Raw genomic sequence first — 24,542 nt, forward strand, 5'->3', positions numbered from 1 at the left:
TTTTTTAAACAACTTACTTTCGAATAGGCTAGGCACGTTGTTTTTGCTTTTTTTGTTCCTGCATTTTTTTGCTGCGTAGTTGCCCACAAGCAGCATCAATATCCGTTCCATGTTCTTTACGGATCACACAATTAATTCCATTGCGTTTTAAAATATCATAAAAGCGCAAAACATCGGCTTTATCACTACGAGAATATTGATCGTGTTCACTTACTGGATTATAAGGAATTAAGTTTACATAGGCCAATTTTTTCTTGTCTTCCAATAAAGCTGCCAGCTCTTTGGCATGGTGGGGGCGATCATTGACATTATTTAACATAATGTATTCAAAAGTTACCCGACGATTGGTTTTTTCAATATATTCATCAATTGCTTCCATTAAGACTTCAATAGGATAGCTTTTGTTGATACGCATCATGGAACTTCTCACTTCATTATTTGGTGCATGCAATGAAATCGCCAAATTAACTTGCAAACCATTATTGGCAAATTCTTTGATTTTGCGCGCTAAGCCACTCGTTGAAACGGTAATATGTCGTGCTCCAATAGCTAAACCTTTTGGATCATTAATAACTTGGATAAAGTTCATGACATTATCGTAATTATCAAATGGTTCCCCTATCCCCATCACCACGACATGAGAAACCCGGTCCCCTTGACCACGTTCGTCAAAGTAATGTTGGACCAACATAATTTGTGCGACAATTTCCCCAGTTGTTAGATCCCGTTGTTTACGTAAAAGACCACTGGCACAAAAAGTACAGCCAATATTACAACCTACTTGTGTGGTTACACAAACAGACATACCATATTCTTGGCGCATCAAGACTGTTTCAATCATTAATTTATCCGGTAATTCAAATAAATATTTAACAGTCCCATCACTGGCTTCTTGAACCACCAATTGTTTTAAAGGATTAACGACAAAATGTTCTTCTAATTTTGCAATTAAATCTTTGGACAAATTCGTCATTTGTTCAAATTCTGAGACGCGTTTTTCATATAACCATTCCCAAACTTGGGTCGCACGAAATTTCTTTTCGCCATTTTCAATAAACCAGTTAATTAATTCCTCTTTATTTAAACCATAGATTGATGGTTTCGTTGTTGGTTTTTTCACAATTTTTCCCCTTTTTGACAGATTCGCTCCATACTATAACAGATTCATTCCCTATCTTTCAATAAAAGGAAGCATTTTTTAAAGAAACAAAAGGTTTAAAAGAGTAAATAACTATTTAACATGGCAAGAACCAGACGGTAACTTATCTTCTGTTATTTGAAGCTTCGATTATATTTTTTTATTCCTAGAAAAATGAAGATATGAACCCAACAAGAAAAGCTAAAGGGTCGTGGTCAGCTCGTAAGCAATAAAAAAAGTTTTCCGAACAAATTTTAGCATTAGCTAAAATTTGTTCGGAAAACTAGATAGGAGAGACAATGACTAGGGGTAGGTGACGCTTGGGTAAAAGCAATCAACTTTTACTTTGATGTCTTGTTACGTGCTTTTCTTTTTGTTTCGTTTACCCTTTGTTCTTTTCGCTCCAATTCACCATAAGCATTACGCGCATACGTATTGCCATTTGCCGCGCCGCCATTGCGTGATATTCGCGCGATTGTGCGCAATAATCTAATCAAAAAATTTTTCATCTTATGCCTCCCAGCCTTGCAAAAGCAATGTGCATGTGATTTCTTACTCTAAATCTTGCGGAAGTTCTTCTGTATTGGTTGGTTCAATTAAAACTTTACGGGGTTTACTTCCTTCAGAAGGCCCCACAACACCATGCATCTCCAGTTCATCTACTAGGCGAGCAGCTCGATTGTAACCAATTCGAAAACGACGTTGCAGTAACGAAACACTGGCGGTCTGCATATCGACGACTAAATCTTTTGCTTGTCCATAGAGCTCATCTTCTGGTTGGGCATTAGCACCGTTTGCGGCCTCGTCTTCTTCAGTTACCATCATTTTTTCTTCATAATCTGCCCCTTGTTGTTCCGTGATAAATGCTACAACTCGTTCTACTTCATGATCTGAAATAAAGGCACCTTGAACGCGAATTGGTTTATTTTCACCCATTGGTAAAAAGAGCATATCCCCACGGCCTAATAATTTTTCTGCGCCATTACTATCTAAAATCGTGCGGGAATCAGTCCCACTGGAAACAGCAAAAGCCATGCGGGAGGGAACATTGGCTTTAATGATTCCGGTAATAACATCAACACTTGGACGCTGTGTGGCTAAAATCATATGGATACCTGCTGCCCGGGCCATTTGAGCTAAGCGGATAATGGCATCTTCAACTTCATTGGAAGCGACCATCATCAAGTCCGCCAATTCATCAACAATAACTACAATAAAAGGTAAAATGGGGTTGTTTTCACCATGACTTAAATTACGAGCTAAAATCATTTCATTGTAACCGGTGATATTGCGTACACCGGCTGCAGCAAATTTTTCGTAACGCTCTTCCATTTCTTTGACTACTTTTTGTAATGCTTGGGCGGCTTTACGTGGATTAGTAACCACTGGTGTTAACAGATGGGGAATCCCGTTATAGACATTTAATTCCACCATTTTGGGATCAATCATCATTAACTTTACTTCATGCGGTTTAGCCCGCATCAAAATACTTGTGATAATGCCATTAATGGCAACAGATTTCCCACTACCAGTCGAACCAGCAATTAGTAAATGGGGCATCTTCGTTAAATCAGCCGTTTGAACCCGGCCAGAAATATCTCGTCCTAATGGCACTTCTAATAATTTATCGGGATGATCCGGTTGTGCTTCGATCACTTCCCGAAATGAAACGGTACTTATACTACTATTTGGCACTTCAATACCGATCAAAGATTTACCAGGAATCGGCGCTTCCATCCGGACATCTTTAGCGGCTAGCGCCAAAGCTATATCATCTGTTAAGCTCACAATTTTGCTGACCTTCACACCGACAGCCGGCTGCACTTCAAATTTGGTAACAGCAGGTCCCAAACTCGCTTTTACAACTTTGGCATCGACACCAAAACTTTGGAAGGTTTTTTCTAATACACCAATATTATGTTCAATTTTTTGATATTCATCACTTTGATCTATCGGTGGTAAAGAGTCTAGTAATTCCACATTTGGCAATTGATAGTCACGATCTTCCGCTTCAGCTGGAATTTCAAAATCCAAATCTTCTCCGTCATCCGGTAATTCTGGTGTCTCATTTGTACCTACTACAGTGTTGAGATCAGTTGCAGGTTTCGCCACTTTTTCTTGAAAATGATCAATTGGGACAAAACTCAATTGTTCCGGTTCGACTTCTACAGGACTTTTCGCTGCTTCTGCTAATTTTTCCCCTTCTGTCAGCGGTCGAACTTGGTTTTTCTCATTTTTTTCCAATTCCATTTTTGCAGCTGCTTTTTCAGCGGCAATTTTTTCCGCTTTGGCCGCAGCCTTTTCTTCTTGGCGTGCTTTTTTGGCCGCTTGTTTCGCTGCTTTTTTCGCTGGATCACCGGCTAAAAGTTCTTGCAAAGCTTCCCCTGCATTTTGCAGATGCTCTAAAAGTTCGCCACCACTCATCATACTGACTAAAAACAGACCAACTACTGCTAATAAAAATGCGAAAAAGTAACTGCCAATTTGGGAAACAAGAAAATAACTTCCTTGGTAAAGAATAGCGCCTAACATACCGCCACCTACATTTTGACTCACTTGATTCGTGCGGATATCCCCTAATAAAGTGCCCCATGTTGTATTAATAATATTGGGTGCACCGCTAATCACATTCCGGAACAATAGTGCGTGCAAAAACATTAAAAGTCCCGCATAAATGAACAGCCCTCCTAAAAAGCGCCGGAAATTTTCAAATTTTGCCGCTGTAGTTTTGACCATTAACCATAATCCATATAAAGCCAAGGCAATTGCCAACATTGGATAAGTATTGCCGCCAATGATTCTTAGACAGTTGGCAATTAAAGTTCCCAAAAAGCCTAGCTTAAATAGACCAAGTCCTGCAAATATTATAAAAGCGGCGCCGATTACCGCCAACATCATTTTTTCTTGTTGTTGCTGTTGTTTCTTTGTTACACGTTTCTTTTTCTTCTGGCTTTTTCGTTGTGCCATTTTTATAATCCCTCATTTCATCTTCCTTATTATACAAAAAAAAACAGGCGAACAAAAGTTTTGTTCTGCCTGTTAAAAGTTTTCTCCTCTTTATTTTGGCGATACATCTTCACCGAACCATTTTTCAGAGATTTTTTTAAATTCGCCATTTTCTTGGATTGTTTTCAAAGCCGCATTAATTTTTTCTGCCAAGGCTTGATCATTTTTTCGAATACCCACCGCGTAGTCCTCATTTTCAAAAGGCCCTTTGATAATATTATAATCGTTTAGCTGATTTTTCTGGGTTAAGTAATAATCTGCATAGACCTTATCAATTAGTAAACCGTCAATTCGACCATTTTCTAAATCAATAAAACCTTCATTAAAACTAGCATATAAGACAGCATCATTATCTGCTACGCTATCTTTTAAAACTTCTGGTTGTTTGGTAAACAAGTCATAGCCAGAGGAACCTTCTTGCGCTCCTAAAATTTTCCCTTTCATACCTTTAAAAGTGGTTATTTTACTTTTCTTAGGTGTCACGAGTACCTGATCATTTTCCATATAAGTATCAGAAAAAAGAACTTTCTTCTCGCGTTCTGCCGTTTTAGAGTATCCATTCCAAATGACGTCAATCGTCCCATTATCCAGTTCAGTTTCTTTCATTGACCAGTCAATCGATTGAAATTTGACTTTTTGTCCTGTTTCTTTAAAAACAGCTTTGGCTAAGTCGATGTCAAATCCAACTAACTTACCTGCTTTATCTTTAAAGCCCATTGGGACAAAAGTGTCATCTAACCCTACTACTACTTCTTTTGGCACTTCATTAGCTTTTGTTTTGGGATTTTCTTCCTTATTCCCACAAGCCACTAATACCCCAAGACTTGCTACTACTGTCAGTAATGTACCCCATTTTTTCAATTTCATTCTTATACCTCCTTGTTTTTCACACTTATATTTTATTTTGGTGTTACTTTTAGTGTTTGATCCGCGATATGTTCCGCAAACGTCCAGTCGTGGGTAACGACGATTTGGGTGACGCCCTCTTTTTTTAAAGACAAAATTAATTTTTCAACTTGTTCTCTTAAAGCAGGATCAAGAGCACTGGTCGGTTCATCGTAAGCTAAAACTTGCGGATCCATCGCCATAGCTCGGGCAAGTGCTACCCGTTGTTTTTGTCCACCAGACAGTTGATATGGGTAACTTTGTAATAAATCTTCTAGTCCCAACTGCGCTGCTAATTTTTCGGCTTTTTGTGTATACATCGCAGTATTTTCTTTTAAGACTAATTTTGGCGCTAACGTAATATTCTCAAAAACATTTAGATGCGGAAATAATTGAAAATCTTGAAAAACCACGCCGACAACTTGCTCTTGCTCATTTAAAGCTGTGGGATTAAAGGGTTGACCATCTAGTAAAAAAGTCCCGCTGTCTGCTTTTTCTAGTCCAGCTAACATTCGTAATAATGTCGTTTTCCCTCCACCAGAAGGGCCAACAATCGCTAAAATCTCACCATCGGGAATATTTAAATCCAAATTTTCAAAAATATTTTTTTTACCAAACGCTTTAGTAATTTTTTTTAATTCCAACATAGTTTTTCACCCACCTAACGATAATAATTCAATTTGTTTTCCAAAACCTTCATAATTAATGTGAAAACTCCCGTCATCACTAAGTATATCAAACCTACCCCAACTAACGGTAGCAAAGTAGTATCGCGTTCCATCGCAATTTTACCAATCCGCATCATATCCGATAGCCCTAAAATATAAACCAGTGATGTGTCTTTTACTAAGTTGACCACTTCATTTCCTACTGAAGGAAGTGTTATTTTTACAACTTGAGGAATAATAATTTTGGTGATTGTTTGCATTTTACTCAAGCGTAAAACTTGCGCTGCTTCATATTGCCCTTCTGGAATAGATTGAATGCCGCCACGAAAAATTTCAGCAAAATAAGCCGCATAGTTAATAATAAAAGCTAGTAGTGCAGCATCAAAACGATCCAAGACCAATGCCGGCATTAAAAGTGGCAATCCATAAAAAATAAAAATTAATTGCAATAAAAGTGGTGTGCCTCGCATAATCCAAACATACATTTGAACGATTAATTTAAAAGGCTGCAAGTGACTTGCTAATACAAAGGCCAAAAGAATCCCTAGTGGAATTGAACCGAGTAAGGTTAAGCCAAACAATTTTAGTGTGATGCCTGCTCCAGACAATAATTGTGGTAAAACAGATAATAAATAATTCATTTCATCAGCTCCTTATTTTTGTAAACAAAAAGCCCTCTGACTTTTACATCAGAGGGCGTAACAACGCGGTGCCACCTCTATTTATTACTTTTTCACAAAAGTAAACTCCATCAGTCACAATAGATAAGCAAAAAACGAGGCAATAAAAAAGTCCTTTAGCGCAAGCGCTAAAGGACGTGAATTACGTGGTTCCACCTTTTTTCACTCTTACTTTACAGTAAAGAGTCTCTATAAGTCATCTATCAATGACTGTTGCTATAACGGGCATACCCGGATTTTCTTACTTTCATTTCAGAAAAACAACTCCAAGATGTGGTTCACAAAATGTCATCGTCTCTTTTCACCTACCAGAGACTCTCTTTAGATGGCCATACTTGCTACTCTTCTTATCGATGTCGTATTATTAGGTTGTCTCTAACTTTAAAAGGTGAAATGAAATTTGTCAACTATTTTTTTCGAAGGGAGTCTTTTTTATGTTTGCTACAGCTCAAGCTGCCTATCAATTATTAGAAGATTTAAATATTGTCTACCAACGAGTAGATCATGAACCCATCACATCCGTTAAAAATGTTCCCTTTACATTACCAGGACCACAAGTAAAAAATTTAGTTTTAAAGCCACGCAAAGGTGAGCATCGTTTTTTAGTCATTTTACCTGATGAAAAACAAGCAGATTTGACACATTTAGCCGAAATTTTAAATGAAAAGCGTCTTTCTTTTGTTTCAGAAAAAAATTTGGTAGAATTACTCAATGTGCCCGCAGGTTCGGTCACACCTTTGGCTTTGCCCAATGATCATGATCACAAAATCACTGTCGTCATTGATAAAGAAATTGACCAACAAGACACGGTCGGATTTCACCCCAACATTAATTCGACAACACTTATTATGCAATTTCGTGATTTTGAAAAGATCTTAAATCATCTAGGTTACAAACCGCTTTATGTAGCGATTTAAATAGAAATTACGAGGTGTAGTTACTCTTATGTTGTTCTTATTGATTTTCACATTGATTGCCGGTGGCGCCGGCTACCTATTTTATTTACTTACCAAAGATACAATTCGCGAAGTTTATGAACAATTGGATGACAAAAATGAAAAGGTTCGTAAAATAAAAGCTGTTTGCTTAGGAGTATTTCACCTGATAGCTTTCTAAAGCTACCCCTAGTGAATAAAATCAAAATCTTTTATTCGATGCAAAAGCGCCCTCTAGTGAGGACGCTTTTTTATGTATTTTTCAAAAAATATGTACTATACCAGCAAATCCAAACCTAAATATTTTAAGACACCTAACAATACGCCGACGAATATAATAACAGAAATTATCATAAACAATATCAGTCCTACCATAAATTTTCTTCGACTACGCATACTTATTCCTCCCTTGTGGTAAATAATTAGCTTATTACATATTTATGCTAACACTTATTTACCAAAATATTCCTAAAATGTGAGAGGTTTTATGATTTTAACCAGCTTTTTTTATAACTTTGCCACCGAAAAAGAAATTTATTAAAAAACACTTTTCAAAAATTATAAATAACACTAATTATACCATTTCGCTTATTTTTTACAGAAAGAAAATAGATACAAACTAAAATTCACCCAAAAAATTCTCCTTGCATGTCTTTTTGTGACACGCTAATATCAAGAATGAAATTTTCAAAAAGCAATGTTTTTTCATGCGAAAAATTCATTATTGGTTTCATTAAGTCTGTATCTTTCTTCTTTTTAGGCATCATAAGCCGTTAGAATGACGTTGCCATTTAAATATTCTCCTAGATAAATTTCACTAATTTTATCATGCCCTTGGGCTTTTACCTCTGCTTCTAACCACTCGAGGTCTTTTTCAATTATTTCCAACAAGTCAAAATTAGCTTGCCCATCAACAATAATGGGATAGCGAATCATTTCGGCACCGTATTCAATCACATTTAACTGCCCGTTTTGTTCCATCACCGCTAGCTTGACTTTTTCTACTTCAAAAATACCATTCGAACGCAGTTTAAACATTAAATCATTGGCAGAGATACCAATTCGTAAACAATCTTGTACATTTACTGCACCATTACGTATCAAGGTTACTGGCGCTCCGTCAATCACTCGTTTCACCCAACGATTATGTTCTTTGGCAAATTTTAAAACGAGAACCAATAATGTCCAAATAATTAGGACCAGGACAAACTGTAAAACTGTAATGGCTTCGTTATAAATGACACCGCCAATGATTCCCCCTAATACGAAATTTTGCACTTGATCCATCGGAGAAGTTGGTGCCAAATTGCCTTTTCCCATAATTGTAATTTGTAATATCAAACAAATGAGCCCTAGGGCAAATTTGGCGAGTATTGGTAAATAATAACTCATCTTTATTCCTCCTACTTTTGTTTCACAATCTGGTCTTTGGTTGTTAAAAGAGCGACAGCATCCATTTTGAAATTGGACCCATCTTGGCTTAGTGTCACCCGATAACAATCATCCCCGATTAAAACGAGCATCTGGTCTGTTAAAGTCGTGCTGTTCACATACACTTCTTCTGGCGCTACCACTTCATCTTGCGCGACTCTTTTGACAAAATGAACCATTTGAGACGATTGCGAATGATTACTTTGATCTTGTTTGTAATCAGAATATTGGACGCCAAGTAAAAATAATAGCAGTAACAACATAATAATTGTTAAATCACGATATTTGGTATCTAAACGATGTCGCAAATAAGCACTAAACACAAAGATTAAAAATATTAAAGAGGCAAAAATCAAGCCATACTTAATATAATCGTTGACACCTGCATTATTTTGTAAATACTCAATGCCATAAAAAGTCATTTTCACTCCTCATTTCTTTTTTACTTGATTTTATTTTAGTATGAAGACGAATTATTTTTAGTATATTTGAATTTTACTATAAGTATTGTTTGACATTGCGCTTTAAAATCTCGATAATGTAGCTTAATTAGGGGAGTAGCACATAGACGTACTATGGTTTTAGATCAACAACTCGCGTAAATCGCTGGTCTAAAACATAAATGCCAGACCTAAGTTCCAACTGAAAAAGGATTCATTGTATATGAACTTTTCCAGTTAATTTAAGCAAAACTTAGGAGGAAAAAATGAGTCAGCAAAAAATGTCAAAAGTAACAGCAGCTGGACTGCTTGTTGCCATGGGGGTTGTCTACGGTGATATCGGGACAAGTCCTCTTTACGTTATGAAGGCGATTGTCGAAGAAAACGGTGGATTGAAAAGTTTGAACCCTGATTTTATTTTGGGTGCTGTGTCGCTGATTTTTTGGACGCTAACATTTTTAACGACAATTAAGTATGTCGTGATTGCTTTAAATGCCGACAACCACGGTGAAGGCGGAATTTTTTCGCTGTACACGTTGGTGCGTAAAAAAAGCAAATATTTGATTATCCCAGCTATGATTGGCGGAGCAGCTTTACTGGCTGACGGTGTATTAACGCCGGCGGTTACTGTGACCACTGCCATTGAAGGATTGCGCGGCATTCCAGCATTTTATGAACGGTTTGGGATGAACCAAAACGTCATTGTTATCATTACGTTAATTATTTTACTGATTTTATTTACAGTTCAACGTTTTGGTACTGACATGGTGGGAAAAGCTTTTGGACCGGCCATGTTTTTGTGGTTTACCTTTTTAGGAGGCATGGGAATTTTTCATTTTGCTCAAGATTTATCTGTTATCCGCGCTTTAAATCCGATGTATGCTATCAAACTTTTGTTTAGTCCGGATAATAAATTAGGGATTTTAATTTTAGGCAATATCTTTCTAGCGACTACCGGGGCGGAAGCTTTGTATTCCGATATGGGGCACGTCGGGAAGAAAAATATTCGGGTCAGCTGGCCTTATGTAAAAATTTGTCTTTTGCTAAATTATTTGGGTCAAGCTGCTTGGCTATTGAGTGTTTACCAAGATCCCAAAATCCAAGCAATTGAACAATTAAATCCATTTTTCCGCATTTTACCAGCCAGTTGGATGATTTTTGGGGTCATTTTTGCTACTATTGCCGCCGTGATTGCTTCCCAAGCATTATTGTCGGGTTCTTTTACGCTGGTATCTGAAGCTATTAAATTGCGCTTATTACCTCGTATGAAAATCATGTATCCTGGTTCTTCCATTGGGCAAATGTATATTCCAGCGGTGAACTTTATTTTATGGTTGGCCTGTTCGTTAATCGTTTTAACCTTCCGTACGTCTTCTCATATGGAGGCAGCTTACGGTCTATCGATTACCGTTACTATGCTAATGACAACTTTTTTGCTTTACTTTTATTTGTCCGAAAAACGGCACAACAAAGTTCTGGCAGCTTGTGTCAGTCTTTTCTTTGCTGCTATTGAAACGGTCTTTTTCATTTCCAGTGCCGCCAAATTTTTGCATGGTGGCTTTGTCGCCGTGATTATTGCCTTACTTATTTTGGCAGTTATGATTATTTGGGAATGGGGCAATATTATTCAAGAAGAAGCAGCAGATACGGTACATTTGAAGGAATATATTCCTCAACTAGCTGCTTTGCGTCAAGATGAAAGTATTCCAATGTATCAAACGAACGTTGTGTTTTTAGTTCCGCATGTCACTGATGATGAAATTGGGAAACAATTTGTCTACTCTATTTTAGACAAACGGCCAAAACGGGCGCAAACATATTGGTTTGTAAATGTGGTGGTAACAGATGAGCCATATACCAAAGAATTTTCTGTCGACACCTTGGAAACTGATTTTATTGTGGTTGTCCGCTTGTATTTAGGCTTTCGCGTCAATCAAGAAGTCAATGTCTACGTCCGGCAAATTATTCATGATCTAATGAAGGATGGCCGTCTACCTAAACAACCTCAACGCTATTCCCTAACACCGGGACGGAATGTAGGAGATTTCCAATTTGTATTAATTGAAGAAGAACTCTCCAACAATACGGAATTGGACAAATGGGAACGCCAAATTATGCAAGCTAAACTCTTTATTAAACGCCATACCATGTCACCTGAAAACTGGTTTGGTTTAGAGTACAGTGACGTCTTATATGAAACTGTACCTCTTATTATTGGGAAAATGAAAAAGACCCGTCTAGTGGAACGAAAAAAATAGAAACCAAGAGTTATTTCTCTTAAACAAGGAGGAATAATTCTTGGTTTTTTTAACGAAATGAGGATGATCTTCTATTCACCTCATCTATTTAATCCTGTATTTTTAAATTGCCTGTAATAAATCATATTGGGATTGATACAAATGGTAATAAAGACCATGTTCTTTCATTAACTCCTCATGATTCCCACTTTCTGCAATTTTACCTCCTACAATATAAAAAATACGATCTGCATTTTTTATTGTGGAAAGTCGGTGAGCAATAATGAAAGATGTCCTGCCTTTTAGTAGTTGTTGCAATCCTTCTTGGAGTAGTTCTTCTGTTTTAGTATCAATGCTCGATGTCGCTTCATCCAAAATTAAAATTTTAGGATCTGCTAAAAGAGCTCTGGCAAATGAAATCAATTGGCGCTGTCCGGCTGAAAGCGTGCTTCCTCTTTCTTCGACGACGGTTTCATAGCCATCTTTTAAATCTTTAATAAAATCATGCGCCCGGACTACTTTAGCCGCAGCAATAACTTCCTCTTTTGTCGCATCTAATTTACCATAACGAATATTTTCAATAATCGTTCCAGAGAAAATAAACGTGTCTTGCAACATCACACCCATCTGACTGCGCAGCGATTGCAATGTTACATCCCGTACATCGATGCCATCAACCTTGACACTGCCTTCATTAACGTCATAAAAACGGCTTAATAGATTAATAACAGTCGTCTTACCAGCACCAGTTGGTCCAACTAGCGCGATACTTTGACCTGCTTTTACATGAAAAGTGATATCATTTAAAATATTTTTTCCTGCTTCATAACGAAAAACTACTTGTTTAAAGTCGACCGCACCTTTAATTGAAGGTAAAATTTGAGCATCTTTTGCATCTTGAATATCTGGAATTTCATCTAATGTTTCAAAGATACGTTCCAAATATGCACTCGCTGTAATCAGTGAATTATAAAAATTTCCAATATTAATAACCGGATTCCAAAAATTATTAATGTAACTAATAAAGGCAATTAACGTTCCGGTTGTCACACTAACTCCCAAAGAAGAAATCCCCACGTAATAAATAATACAGGTGGTTAGGACGGCAATATTTTGTACTCCCGGCCACAAAAGAAACTGAATTTTCACTGCTTTTATCCACGAAGTCCGATATTCTTCACTCACTTCATCAAAAATCCGCGCATTTTCATTTTCTCTAGCAAAAGATTGTGTAATGCGAATGCCGGCGATACTTTCGTGAATATATGCATTCAAGTTAGACTGCTTATTACTTAGCGTTTGATAAGCTTTTCGTTGCTTATTTTGAATAATCAACACTATCACAAACAATACAGGCAATAAAATTAGACTATAAAAAGTCAGGCGCACATCAATAAAAAACATAAAAATAAGAGTAATTACAACACTGAAAATATCCGATATCAAATTGATTAATCCATTACTCAATAAATCACTTAATGTATTGATATAATTGACAACCCGAATCAAAATTTTACCATGAGGGCGATTGTCAAAATAAGAAAATGGCAATCGCTGCAAATGTTCAAAAATATCAAAACGCATGTCTTTTAACATATCTTGTCCAATTGCCGTAATCTGCATAATGCGATAACGCATACACAGTCCAATGACAATTAAGGAACCTAAAAAAATACCACCTAAAAGTAACAAACGATTGCTATCTTGCTGTGGAATAACGGTATCGATGGCAATTTTTGTTAGATAAGGCCCTAACATTCCTAGGCTATTGGCTAAAATAATGGTTGCCAGTACGAGAAAAATTGCTTTTTTATAGGGGCTAATATAGCTTATAAGCCGTTTTAAATCGCCCCAACGAAATTCTTGTGCTAATTCTTCATCTTCATCAAAACGATTACGCGCCATCTTCTTGCCCTCCTGTTAAACCAAGCTGTTTGCGATATACTTCGTAATATTTTCCCCGTTTGGTTACCAGCTCTTCATGGGTACCTTTTTCTACCACATGGCCTTTTTCCATCAAAAGAATTAGATCTGCATCTTTAACAGAAGAAATACGATGTGCAATGATAAAGGTGGTTTTTTTCGTTGTTAATTTGGCTAATTCCTGCTGAATTTTTGATTCTGTTTCCATATCCACTGCAGATGTCGTATCATCTAAAATTAAAATAGCTGGATTTTTGGCCAGGGCTCGTGCCAAAGAGATTCTTTGCTTTTGTCCCCCGGATAATCCCACTCCGCGTTCACCAACGACCGTTTCATACCCTTGAGGCATCCGCGCAATAAAGGAATCTGCATCTGCTACTGTCGCCATTTGGCGAATAAAATGTTCATCCGCATAAGGATTGCCAAAAGCAATGTTGTCTGCAATCGTATTGGAAAATAAGAAAACATCTTGCATCACCATGGAAATATTTTCCCGTAACTGACGAACAGGATATTGTCGCGCATCTTTGCCATCAATTAAGACACGACCTTGCGTAGGATCATAAAAACGCCCGACTAAATTCACTAAAGTCGTTTTACCAGAACCGGTCTCGCCTAAAATTCCGACTGTTTTACCCGGGCCAGTCTTAAAGCTGACATGGGACAAAACATTGTGATTTGGATCATCTGAAAAATGGAAACTGACATCTTCAAAAACCACTTCTCCTTTAATTGGGGTGATGCTTTTCTCAGCCTCCACGGGGATACTGGATTTTTGAGCTAATAATTGGCGAATTTTAATACAAGCAGCATTAAAACGTTGCACGTCATTAATGAGCCAGCCACTCATCCGCAAAGGGTTATTTAACATCCACAAATAGCCGTTAAATGCTACCAATTGCCCAATTGTCAATCGTCCCCTGATGACCAAAATCCCGCCAAAAACGAGTGTAATTACAGCTAGTGTACCGGCAAAACCATCTAGCCAAGGTAAAAAGCGGGCGGAAACTTCAGCAGAATCCATATTCCGCTGTTTAAAATCTTCGTTGTATTGTTTAAACTTGTCTAATTCAAAATCTTCTCTAGCAAAAGCTTTTACTACACGATTGCCGCCAATATTTTCTTCTACCATGGAATTCAACCGTGCAAAACTCTCGCGAATTTCAAAAAACTTAGGATGCGCTTGTTTGGCCATTTTATTGGTTAAAATAAAAATAATCGGCGTTACCACTAGTAAAGATAAAGTAAGTTGCCAACTAATAAAAGCCATGACAATGACTGCTGCTAAAAACCACAATACACATTCCACAATATTATAAGTAACCCATGCGACAAAATGACGAATGGCATCGACATCGCCAGTCATTCGCGCCATAATATCTCCTACTCGCGTATGGTTAAAAAAATCAAAATCCAGGGTTTGCAACTTGTAATACATATCCTCCCGCAATTTATAGATTGCATTTTGACTCATTTTCTCACACAAAATTTGATATAAGTAGCGTACAATTGTCCGCAAGACAGTGGTACCAATCATTAAAGCAATTAAAGGCAACAACCACGATTTTTTTCCTTGATTAATGACGTCGTCGACAATTAAGCCGCCGACATAAGGGTTTACAACAATCAAAATAGCGTTCATTAAAATAAACAAACAAATAAGACCAAAATGGTTGCGCGATTTTTTGATATATCCCCAAATCCATTGCATATTAGACATTATTTCACCTCCAACTTTTTGTCTATAAACATCTTAGTGGAATCATTTGGAAAAGAAATGGGATATCTTCTTTAAAATGATGTAAAATATTAACAGAAATGATTTTAGCAACTACTTTTTCACTGATTACCCACACAAATAAAAGCGATTTCAATTATCTTTTAAGCAGAATACAGGAGTTTATTATGCATTTAATCAACGCACAAACTTTTAACCCAGAAATTTTATATCTTTTTGATGCTTGTTGTGATGAAGATTGGGTAGGTGAATACCACGCCCATGATTTTTTAGAAATTTCGTTAGTGTTAGAGGGAGAATCGGAGTATTTTTTTGAGGACTTGCCCCAAACCACCATCCGTGCTGGCCAAATTTTACTTTTTAATCCTGGTTATCATCATATGGAGCGTCATATCAAACAAACTTCGCATCAGTTGCATATTGGCATTAAAAACTTTACTTTACAGGGATTGCCGCGCAATACCTTTCCTCACAAAAGTCCGATTTTAAATTTGGGACGCTATCACCAAAATGTTTTACAAATTGCTTGGCGTCTATTAGAAGAACTGTATCAAGATGCACCGGAAACAGTTGTTTTGCGCAAAATACTCATTAGTGAAATGCTGGTGCATATTTTACGCGGACTAGATGATACTAATGAAAGAGAACCCACTTATTTAACAAGTCGCCAACAGCGGCAACAAAAAATTGTCAATGATACGATTTATTTTTTAGAAAATCATTTTACAGAAGAAATTACGTTGGAACAATTAGCCCAGGCCCAATTTGTGAGCCCTGCTTATTTATCCCGCCTTTTTAAAGAAATCAGTGGCGAGAGTCCCATTAATTATTTGATTAAATTACGTTTAAATGAAGCGCAGCATCTGTTAAAAACAACACCATTGACAATCAAAAAAATTGCCCAATCCACCGGTTATCAAGATGCTTATCATTTTAGCAAAGCGTTTAAAAAACAATTTGGCATCTCACCTTCTCGTTTGAGTGAAAAAAGGGTAACTTAAGTAAAGAACCTAACCAGAAACTGCAATTACAAGTTTAGACTGCCTTTTGAATAAATGGGGGATAAAGTAATTCTCCTTGCTATCTCCCTTTTTGTAGTGTATATTTTTAACAGCAAAAAAATTCACCTCTTGAAAATAATTAATAGTCACGACTGTTAGTTTTTTCAAAACGTCCTTTAACATAGTCCAGAGAGGCTAAGAAGGGTCCGTCGCAAACCAACAGGGTAAATATCCTTGTATCCATTGACGATCCTCCTGCCTAAAAGGGTAGGATTTTTTTGTACCAAAAATTATGAGGAGGATTTTCATGGAAGAGAAAAATGATATTCACTTTCACAATGATGATGTCGTCTTGGACATCCACGACCGTCCCGCACCACTACACTGGTTTGGGCTGAGTTTGCAGCACTTATTTACCATGTTTGGAGCCACAGTTTTAGTTCCTATCTTAGTAGGCATTAACCCAAGTATCGCTTTAGTCAGTTCCGGTCTGGGTACACTTGTATACCTCACAGTGACAAAAGGAAAAATTCCAGCTTATCTGGGGAGTAGCTTTGCTTTTATCGCGGCCATGCAGCTGTTAATGAAAACCGATGGCTACCCTGCCATCGCACAAGGCGCTTTAACCACCGGTGCTGTCTATCTTGTGGTTTCTTTTTTAATTAAAAAAATTGGCACTGCTTGGTTGGATAAAGTTTTGCCGCCCATTGTAGTAGGTCCGGTTATTATGGTTATTGGTCTAGGATTAGCTAGCAATGCCGCTAACAATGCGATGTATAATGCAAGTGGCAATTATGATTTCAAATATGTAGCCGTTGCATTGTTAACTCTCGCTGTGACGATTATCTTCAATATGTTTTTAACCGGTTTTCTCGGCTTAATCCCAATTTTACTTGGAATTATTTCTGGTTATCTCATTGCATTAGCATTTGGAGTGGTAGATTTTCAACCTGTTATCGATGCCCCGTGGTTACAATTACCAGCTTTTGAAGTTATGTTTGTCCAATATCAACCAAAACTTTACTTAAATGCCATTACCACTATGGCACCCATCGCTTTTGTTACTATGACAGAACACATTGGCCATTTAATGGTTTTAAACAAATTGACGAAGCGCAATTTCTTTGAAGATCCTGGCATGGATCGCACTTTAATGGGGGACGGCTTAGCGCAAATCGTGGCCGGATTTGTCGGGGGTCCTCCGGTTACCAGTTATGGTGAAAACATTGGTGTGCTGGCGATTACTCGAGTGCATAGCGTTTTTGTTATCGGCGGTGCAGCTGTTTTAGCTATCGTTTTAGGTTTTGTCGGAAAGTTAAGTGCTTTGATCTTAAGTATTCCAGGTCCTGTAATCTCTGGTATTAGTTTTGTTTTATTCGGGGTGATTGCAGCGAGTGGATTAAAAATTTTAGTTGAAAATAAGACGAACTTTGATAAAAAGAAAAATTTGCTGATTGCTTCCAGCATTTTGGTCATCGGTATTGGTGGCTTAGTCTTTGAAGCCGGCACTTTTACTTTATCTGCCATGGCATTGTCCACTTTAATTGGTATCTTTTTAAATTTAGTTTTACCTGATCGTTAAATTGGAACTCTCTTATCCGAAAAAGGGCAGAGCAACGGGCAGCGCTTTGGAAAAATCTCAGAAATTCGTCTTTTGGTGCTCTTTACCAGAAAGGAATTTTTGAATTCTTCTCAAAGAGTTGTGGCATGTGCTAGACATCAAAAAAAGCGCGACCGTAATAATCGGTCGCGCTTTTTTAGTCTTCTTGTTGCATCGCAGCTTTTAATGCTAGCGCTAAAGGACTTTCTTCTGGCTCTTCTGGTTTACTATATTGCTTTACTAATTTTCTTTCTTCATGTTTTGTCATCTTTTTATTACGCGCTTTTTTATCCGGTATTTTTTCAGTAATACCACAATATTTACATTTAAAGAAGGCGCCATTTTTACCATCTAAAATCTCCATTTTTTTATGACACTGGGGACATCGATGATTGGAAAGCTTGGGTTCTTTTCTTCGACGATAACTACACTCTGCATTGGAACAAATATAGATTTTTCCGTCTTTGGTGTTACGTTCTTTCAGCTGAGAACCACATTCCGGACAAATTTTGGTCGTCAAGGAATAATCTTTATAGGTTGCCTGGGAATCTTTTATTTCATTTACCAAACGAGCAGTATCCTTCTCAATCCCTTTTAAAAAAGCACCGGCAGATTCTTTCCCCTGGGCAATGTTTTCCAAGCTTCTTTCCCACTTCGCAGTTAAATTAGGACTGACAAGGGAAGAATTGACTAAATTTAACAGTTGCTTACCTTTTGGTGTAACCGCCAAAACATTGCTTCGGCGTTCCATCAATTCTGATTTTAATAGTTTCTCAATAATTTCAGCACGAGTAGCTGGAGTTCCCAAGGCATATTTCTCCATCTGCGCTAGCAAGCTACCTTCTGTTGCCAATTTAGGTGGTGTAGTTAATTCTTTATTAATCGCAAATTGTCCTTTGACACTTTTAACGTTTTCCCAATCTGTCAATTTCTCAGCTACTTTTTCACTTGGTTTTTGCCACCCATTTTGCAATACTTTTTCTTGGCGGAAAATAAATTCTCCAGCTGGAAACTCCACTACTGTCTTAACGTTTGCCGTCACATATTGCTCTGCAAATAACCCTAGAAAGCGTTCTACAATCAGATGATAGATGCGACTTTCATCTGTTGACATTTTTTCAAAACGAGGACGTTCTTCGGTGGGAATTAGTGCATAGTGATCCGTCACTTTACTATCATTAAAAACAGCTTTTTGTTTAACTTGTGCCCCATTTTTCAAATATTCTTTGGCGCGATTATCGACATTTGCAATTGCTTGCAGTCTCTCTTTTAGGGTTGTCGCTACATCTTTTGGTAAATATTTCGAATCTGTTCGCGGATAACTGACTACTTTATGGGTTTCATACAAACTTTGCACTAAAGATAATGTTTTTTTGGCTGAGTACTGATACAAGCTATTGGCTACTCGTTGTAATTCAGTTAGGTCGTAAGGAAGTGGAGCAGACTGCCGTTTTTCTTTTAATGTGACTTCACTTACTTTACCAATCTGGTTGTGCCATTTTGCCACCATTGTTTCGGCTTCACTACGATTATGCAGTTGCTGCGGATTTTTTAATTGCAAGCGTCCTTTTTCATTACCATATAATAAGTCAATTGTGTAATAAGTCTCAGGAATAAATTTCTCTGATTTTTCTTGCGCTTTGGCTACTAGCGCTAAAGTTGGCGTTTGAACTCGCCCGGCACTCAAACTATCATGATATTTTACCGTTAAAGCACGCGTAACATTCAAACCTACTAGCCAATCTGCTTTTCCCCGCGCCACTGCAGATTGATATAAATTATCATATTGCTTAGCCGGTTTTAATTGACGAAAACCAGCTTGAACGGCTTTTGTAGTTTGGGAAGAAATCCATAGTCGTTCTAATGGTTTATTAAAACGGATCCATTCAAAAATATACCGTCCGACGGCTTCTCCTTCACGACCGCCGTCCGTTGCAATAATACCACCGGTAATATCTTGACGTTTGGCCAAATTTCCAATCAATTTTAATTGTCGGGTCGTTTTTGGCAATGGTTTAATACCAATCTGTTTTGGAATCATTGGCAATGTTTCCATTGTCCAAGTTTTCCACTCTTGTTTAATATCTTCGGGTAATTTTAAGGTTAATAAATGGCCATATGCCCAAGTAATCACATATTGGTCATTTTCAAAATAATCTTTTCCATGTGGTTTTGCCCCTAAAACTTTGGCAAAATCTTTGGCGACACTTGGTTTTTCGGTTAATACTAATTTTTTTCCCATATTTGCTCCTTTAAAACAGATAAGTTTACTACTTAAATTTCTATTGATGCTAAATACTTTAGCTTTTATTGGCGTCCCTTTTACTCATTGCGTTTTTCATTATAACAGCTCCCCTTTAAAAGCTAAACTGCTATTAAATAATCTTACAATCTCTACTTGAAATGAAGCCATCTCAACGCCTCTTCCTCTTATGAAAAACTATTCAAAATAATTTTTCTAATAAAAAAGCTTAAACCAGCTACCACAGCCAGTTCAAGCTTAATAACAATTAGTTGGCAACTTTACGTTTACAAACACGTAACTTACCTTCACCATTTATTGTTTGACACAATTGCGTAGCGCTTTTTTGAACCACAGCCCCATAATCTTTCAATAAAGCCAAACCGGTATACTGTTGCAAATAGTCATCACACTCTTCACACCAACGTTCATCACTTTCATTCCAAAATGCAGCTTGATAATTTGGATGTGATTTTAAATGTGTAAAGTGTGGATTTAATTCTAACCATTTGGTTTCATAAAACTGCGCCGCTGCTTTTAAATCGGCAAATGCATATTCTTCTTTGATATCATTTTGCCAATCTTCAAAGAACCACCATGGCTCATTGTCCCCATACATAATAACAACCTGGTACATGATTTATTGCTCCTTTTATTCCCCACTTGCATTAATCATACTCATGAAACGTAGCTATGACAAGAAATTCGCACCAAACTTAAATACCCATTATTATTTTTATTTAATTTGATTAAGATTGTGAATTTTATTCTTTTTAGATAAATTTTTTAATAAGAATAGACAAATATTTTTCATCATGCATTCTGTGTTTCTGTGAAATTTTGGGTATACCTAAAATGGTATGCCAACAAAATAGATTTAAAACTAGTAATATTGATTACGATCAGAGTGATTGCTGTAAGTAGGAACGAGCCAAAAATTAGTCCAGTATTACACAAAACAAGCAGCTGTTAACGATTGTTTAACGAGACGTTTTTTATTGCTGGTTTTACTAAGTTAGATTCAGTATAAAATACATTTAATAAAATAAAAGGTTTTTTTTAAATTTCTCATTTATTTTTTGATAAAAAACAGCCTAAAAGGAAGAAAAACCTGAACGATTTTGCGACTATTTTACGGATATTTTTTGTCATCCATAAAAGAATCAATCATTCAGGTAAAAACGTTTCATGCTAATTAATAATGATCATGTAAATATTGTAAAACCGACGGTGCCAATTGTGTGGCCGATTCATTCTCCTTGCGATCTTCCAACATACTAATAAAGAGATAGCCGCTACCTTCCCCCTCATAGGCTAATAAGAAACTATTTTCTTGCCCTTTTTCATCTTGTTTCTCTTTAATTTCAGCTGTCCCTGTTTTCGCGGCTAATGAAAAGCCTAAACTGTTTAAACTATGAGCAGTACCATTTGTATCGGTTACAACAGCCTGCAAATCTTTATTGATTTGTGCGACACTAGCGGCTTTTACCACTGCTGCTTTTTCTTTTGTCTTGGTGTCAGTGACAAGTTTTGGATAGACAAGCGTTCCTTGATTTGCAAAAACAGAATACATGGTTGCTTGTTGAATTGGATTAATTAACAGCTGTCCTTGGCCATAACCAGTATCCGCTAGTAAAATTTTGGAATCAAAACTTTTTTCATTGCTAATCTGCGCTGGATTCATTGCTAGGGGCAAATCTAGTTCTTCGCCAAAAATAAATTGATCTAATCCTGTACGAAAAGCTTTTTCCCCCATCTTTAATGTTGCTTGTGCCATGTAAATATTATCAGAATAAACCAGTGCATCTTCTAAATTCACTGAAGACACATCCGAGACGCGGGTGACGTAATAGTCTCCCCAAGAACTGTCTTGCTGCCATTTCAAACCGTTAATTGCAACTTTTTGGTTGGGATTTAGGCTGCCATTATCAAGTCCAATAGCAGCGGTAATCGTTTTAAAAGTTGAGCCTGGCGCATATCCGGTTACTAAACGATTTAAAAATGGTTTTTTACTGTCGTTTTCATAAGCTTCATAATCTTTTTGTGAAATCCCATTGGTCATTTTATTGGGATCATAACTTGGACTGCTGACTAAAGCTAAAAGATCCCCTGTTTTAGGAGCACTTACCACTGTGGCACCGGCTTGATTATCTAAAGCATTATAAGCTAATTCTTGTAAGCTGCTGTCAATGGTTAAGTGAACAGACTCGCCATCTTTTTTCTTTGTTTCTAATAAAATTGTTTTTTCATTGCCCTCTTCATCGGTAATCGCTAATTTCCCCCCCGCTGTGCCCCGTAATTTCTCATCATACGTTGCTTCTAAGCCTGCACGTCCAATTTCACCATCACTGGTTAGTTCAGGATGCTTCTTTAAATCTTCAGCGGTAATTTTACCTAAGTAGCCCACTAATTGCGCAGCGGCTGCCCCTAGCGGATATTTACGTCCGGTAATTTCTTGAATACTGGCACCAGTAGGCAGACTTTTAACTTCATCCACAATTTTTAAGGGCACAAAATAATCTGATTTAACCCAACTTTGATTTAAGGCTTGTGTAATTTGTTTTTCAGTTAGATCATAAATTTTGGCAATTGCTTGAATGTTTTTTTCTTTTTCTGTACCTTCACCCAATTTTTGCGGCACAACCCCTAATTGTTGTAATGTGCCATTTTCTGCTAAGGGTTGATTGTTGCGATCTAAAATTTGACCGCGAACAGGTGCATCCACTGTCATACTCACTTTATCTTTGCCACTCATTTGTGGGAAAATTAAATTTGGCCCCCACTCCAATTTGGGTTGCTTGTTTTCATAGGCGATATAGGTTTGGTATTTTAAGTTTTTCAACTGTCCCATTGCCGTTGACAAAGAGAGCTCATAGGTCACTTGGTATTGGTCATTTTTTTGCTCAGTTATTTTTAAATGAGACAATTTGAGATTTTTGGCTTCGATTGCTGTAAAAATATTTTGATATTTTTCACTGATTTCTTTATTACTATACCCATTACGTTGGGCTGTATCCGCTAAAAGCGTGGTAGAAATTTTATCATATTTTCCTTGTGCCAAATAGGTTGTGAAATCTTTGACAACTTGTTCTCTGGCTGCTTGTTTCTTTTCACTTTGTAAATGATACGCAAAAAAAGCCCCGCCAGCTATAAGCAAAATAATCAGTGGAATAATAATAAAAAATGGACGAAATTCCTTCTGTTGTTTGGTATTGCGTCGTGATTGTTCAGTCATCGTTTTTCTCCTAATAAAATAATATCCTTATTTTACCTTATTAAAAGGTACAGTTTTTAAAAATTCGTTATTTTTTAGTAAAAGTTAATGCTTTAAGACGAGCTGAACGGACTCGCTCAGCTCTCTTGGGCAGTAACCTTGGTATATTGTTCTTATTCCTTGTGAAAATCATATAGTCTCTGTGCTCATAAAAAAAGATGTGCCATTTTAGACACATCTTTCCTTTTAGATATATTGTAAAACTTCTTCTGCTTTATAAGCATGGTCAATTAGACCACCGCCCAGACATTCATCGCCGTCATAAAAGACAACCGCTTGTCCTGGTGTAATTGCCCGTACAGGTTCATCAAAAATGACTTCTGCACGATCATCAGCTAATAAACGGACTGTAACAGGGACATCAGCTTGACGATAGCGGAATTTAGCTGTGCATTTGAATTCCTGTGGCATTGCTTCATTCGTTGTCAAATGAATCGTACTAGCATCTAAGCGATCGGCATAAAGCGCTGGATGATGAAATCCTTGGCCAACATAAAGCGTGTTAGTTGTTAAATCTTTGCCTACGACAAACCAAGGATCATTTGACGCACCACCGCCACCAATGCCTAAACCTTGACGTTGACCAATTGTATAATACATTAAACCATCATGATCCCCTTTAACTTCACCATCAAGAGTGACCATTTTACCTTTTGTAGCTGGCAAATAATTACTTAAAAATTGTTTGAAATTCTTTTCGCCGATAAAACACACACCTGTAGAATCCTTCTTCTTAGCAGTTGCTAGCCCAGCACGTTCAGCAATTGCCCGTACTTCAGGTTTTTGCATGCCTCCTAAAGGAAACATCGTTTTGGCAAGTTGCTCTTGTGATAATTGGCTTAAGAAATACGTTTGATCTTTATTATTATCCACACCCCGTAGCATGTGAACAATACCATTTTCATCTTTTGCGACACGGGCATAATGACCCGTAGCTACATAATCTGCTCCTAATTCCATCGCATAATCCAAGAAAGCTTTAAATTTAATTTCTTTATTACACATAACATCTGGATTTGGCGTGCGACCGGCGCGATATTCCGCTAAGAAATATTCAAACACGCGATCCCAGTATTCTTTTTCGAAATTGACCGAATAATACGGAATTCCAATTTGTGCTGCCACTTGGGCAACATCTTTATAGTCTTCTGTTGCGGTACAGACACCGTTCTCATCAGTATCATCCCAATTTTTCATGAAGATACCTACGACATCGTATCCTTGTTCTTTTAGCAAAAGCGCGGTTACAGAAGAACCCACCCCGCCACTCATGCCCACGACAACGCGAATTTTACTGTTGTCTGTCATGTAATCACCATCATTTCATTGTTAATTCCGAAAATT

The 24,542-nt window shown here is 37.2% G+C and carries 19 protein-coding genes and 1 other annotated feature; of the genes, 5 read left to right on the forward strand and 14 right to left on the reverse strand.

What is annotated here, in order from left to right; translation table 11 throughout:
* Positions 1-28: 28 nt before the first annotated feature.
* The 6 genes from rlmN to RK01_RS08685 all read right to left on the reverse strand — a co-directional run bounded on the left by rlmN (position 29) and on the right by RK01_RS08685 (position 6,338).
* On the reverse strand, positions 29-1,120 hold the full coding sequence (rlmN, locus tag RK01_RS08665; RefSeq protein WP_016172919.1) for a dual-specificity RNA methyltransferase RlmN: 1,092 nt from the start codon (positions 1,118-1,120) through the stop codon (positions 29-31).
* Positions 1,121-1,479: 359 nt separating this feature from the next.
* Entirely contained in the window at positions 1,480-1,647 is a 168-nt protein-coding gene (locus RK01_RS13755) for a hypothetical protein (RefSeq protein ID WP_016172920.1), read from the reverse strand.
* Positions 1,648-1,690: 43 nt separating this feature from the next.
* Positions 1,691-4,105 carry a DNA translocase FtsK gene (locus RK01_RS08670; protein ID WP_016172921.1) on the reverse strand — a complete coding sequence of 805 codons (2,415 nt, stop codon included), beginning with the start codon at positions 4,103-4,105 and terminating at the stop codon, positions 1,691-1,693.
* A gap of 90 nt (positions 4,106-4,195) precedes the next feature.
* Positions 4,196-5,005 (reverse strand): amino acid ABC transporter substrate-binding protein, encoded by an 810-nt coding sequence (locus tag RK01_RS08675; RefSeq protein ID WP_034864858.1) that lies wholly within the window; start codon positions 5,003-5,005, stop codon positions 4,196-4,198.
* A 38-nt stretch (positions 5,006-5,043) separates the two neighbouring features.
* On the reverse strand, positions 5,044-5,676 hold the full coding sequence (locus RK01_RS08680; RefSeq protein WP_016172923.1) for an amino acid ABC transporter ATP-binding protein: 633 nt from the start codon (positions 5,674-5,676) through the stop codon (positions 5,044-5,046).
* A 14-nt stretch (positions 5,677-5,690) separates the two neighbouring features.
* Positions 5,691-6,338 carry an amino acid ABC transporter permease gene (locus RK01_RS08685; RefSeq protein ID WP_016172924.1) on the reverse strand — a complete coding sequence of 216 codons (648 nt, stop codon included), beginning with the start codon at positions 6,336-6,338 and terminating at the stop codon, positions 5,691-5,693.
* A 167-nt stretch (positions 6,339-6,505) separates the two neighbouring features.
* Positions 6,506-6,740: a binding site (T-box leader), on the reverse strand.
* A 71-nt stretch (positions 6,741-6,811) separates the two neighbouring features.
* Here RK01_RS08685 and RK01_RS08690 point away from each other — a divergent pair.
* Together RK01_RS08690 and RK01_RS13760 are read left to right on the forward strand one after the other, a co-directional pair.
* Positions 6,812-7,294, forward strand: a complete 483-nt coding sequence (locus tag RK01_RS08690; RefSeq protein WP_016172925.1) for a prolyl-tRNA synthetase associated domain-containing protein — start codon at positions 6,812-6,814, stop codon at positions 7,292-7,294.
* A 28-nt stretch (positions 7,295-7,322) separates the two neighbouring features.
* The gene (locus RK01_RS13760) at positions 7,323-7,493 is read left to right on the forward strand and encodes a hypothetical protein (protein ID WP_169391355.1); all 171 of its coding nucleotides are present in this window, start codon (positions 7,323-7,325) and stop codon (positions 7,491-7,493) included.
* A gap of 575 nt (positions 7,494-8,068) precedes the next feature.
* On the opposite strand, the gene RK01_RS08695 is transcribed toward RK01_RS13760, so the two are convergent.
* Complete coding sequence (locus RK01_RS08695) at positions 8,069-8,704, reverse strand: DUF421 domain-containing protein (RefSeq protein ID WP_016172927.1); 636 nt, start codon at positions 8,702-8,704, stop codon at positions 8,069-8,071.
* Between the two features lie 11 nt (positions 8,705-8,715).
* On the reverse strand, positions 8,716-9,165 hold the full coding sequence (locus RK01_RS08700) for a DUF3290 domain-containing protein (RefSeq protein ID WP_016172928.1): 450 nt from the start codon (positions 9,163-9,165) through the stop codon (positions 8,716-8,718).
* Positions 9,166-9,449: 284 nt separating this feature from the next.
* Here RK01_RS08700 and RK01_RS08705 point away from each other — a divergent pair, with 284 nt between their 5' ends.
* Positions 9,450-11,441 (forward strand): KUP/HAK/KT family potassium transporter, encoded by a 1,992-nt coding sequence (locus RK01_RS08705; protein WP_016172929.1) that lies wholly within the window; start codon positions 9,450-9,452, stop codon positions 11,439-11,441.
* Positions 11,442-11,543: 102 nt separating this feature from the next.
* On the opposite strand, the gene RK01_RS08710 is transcribed toward RK01_RS08705, so the two are convergent.
* Both RK01_RS08710 and RK01_RS08715 read right to left on the reverse strand, forming a co-directional pair.
* Positions 11,544-13,325, reverse strand: coding sequence for an ABC transporter ATP-binding protein (locus RK01_RS08710; protein ID WP_016172930.1), 1,782 nt, complete (start codon positions 13,323-13,325; stop codon positions 11,544-11,546).
* Positions 13,315-15,063 (reverse strand): ABC transporter ATP-binding protein, encoded by a 1,749-nt coding sequence (locus RK01_RS08715; protein WP_016172931.1) that lies wholly within the window; start codon positions 15,061-15,063, stop codon positions 13,315-13,317. The genes RK01_RS08710 and RK01_RS08715 overlap by 11 nt, the downstream gene beginning before the upstream one ends.
* Positions 15,064-15,248: 185 nt before the next feature.
* Between RK01_RS08715 and RK01_RS08720 the strand changes: the two genes are divergently transcribed.
* Together RK01_RS08720 and RK01_RS08725 are read left to right on the forward strand one after the other, a co-directional pair.
* On the forward strand, positions 15,249-16,082 hold the full coding sequence (locus RK01_RS08720) for an AraC family transcriptional regulator (RefSeq protein WP_016172932.1): 834 nt from the start codon (positions 15,249-15,251) through the stop codon (positions 16,080-16,082).
* Between the two features lie 307 nt (positions 16,083-16,389).
* A complete protein-coding gene (locus tag RK01_RS08725) occupies positions 16,390-17,664 on the forward strand; it encodes a solute carrier family 23 protein (RefSeq protein WP_016172933.1) in 1,275 nt (424 codons plus the stop codon).
* Positions 17,665-17,839: 175 nt separating this feature from the next.
* Here the strand turns inward: RK01_RS08725 and RK01_RS08730 are convergent, their stop codons facing one another.
* From RK01_RS08730 to mnmA, 4 genes are all read right to left on the reverse strand, one after another.
* A complete protein-coding gene (locus RK01_RS08730; protein ID WP_016172934.1) occupies positions 17,840-19,924 on the reverse strand; it encodes a DNA topoisomerase 3 in 2,085 nt (694 codons plus the stop codon).
* A 268-nt stretch (positions 19,925-20,192) separates the two neighbouring features.
* The gene (locus RK01_RS08735) at positions 20,193-20,561 is read right to left on the reverse strand and encodes a DUF1033 family protein (protein ID WP_016172935.1); all 369 of its coding nucleotides are present in this window, start codon (positions 20,559-20,561) and stop codon (positions 20,193-20,195) included.
* 558 nt (positions 20,562-21,119) lie between these two features.
* Positions 21,120-23,159, reverse strand: a complete 2,040-nt coding sequence (pbp4, locus tag RK01_RS08740; protein ID WP_016172936.1) for a penicillin-binding protein PBP4(5) — start codon at positions 23,157-23,159, stop codon at positions 21,120-21,122.
* Positions 23,160-23,384: 225 nt separating this feature from the next.
* A complete protein-coding gene (gene mnmA, locus RK01_RS08745) occupies positions 23,385-24,506 on the reverse strand; it encodes a tRNA 2-thiouridine(34) synthase MnmA (RefSeq protein ID WP_016172937.1) in 1,122 nt (373 codons plus the stop codon).
* Between the last annotated feature and the right edge of the window lie 36 nt (positions 24,507-24,542).

This window comes from Enterococcus dispar ATCC 51266 (assembly GCF_000406945.1).
Taxonomy (GTDB): domain Bacteria; phylum Bacillota; class Bacilli; order Lactobacillales; family Enterococcaceae; genus Enterococcus_C; species Enterococcus_C dispar.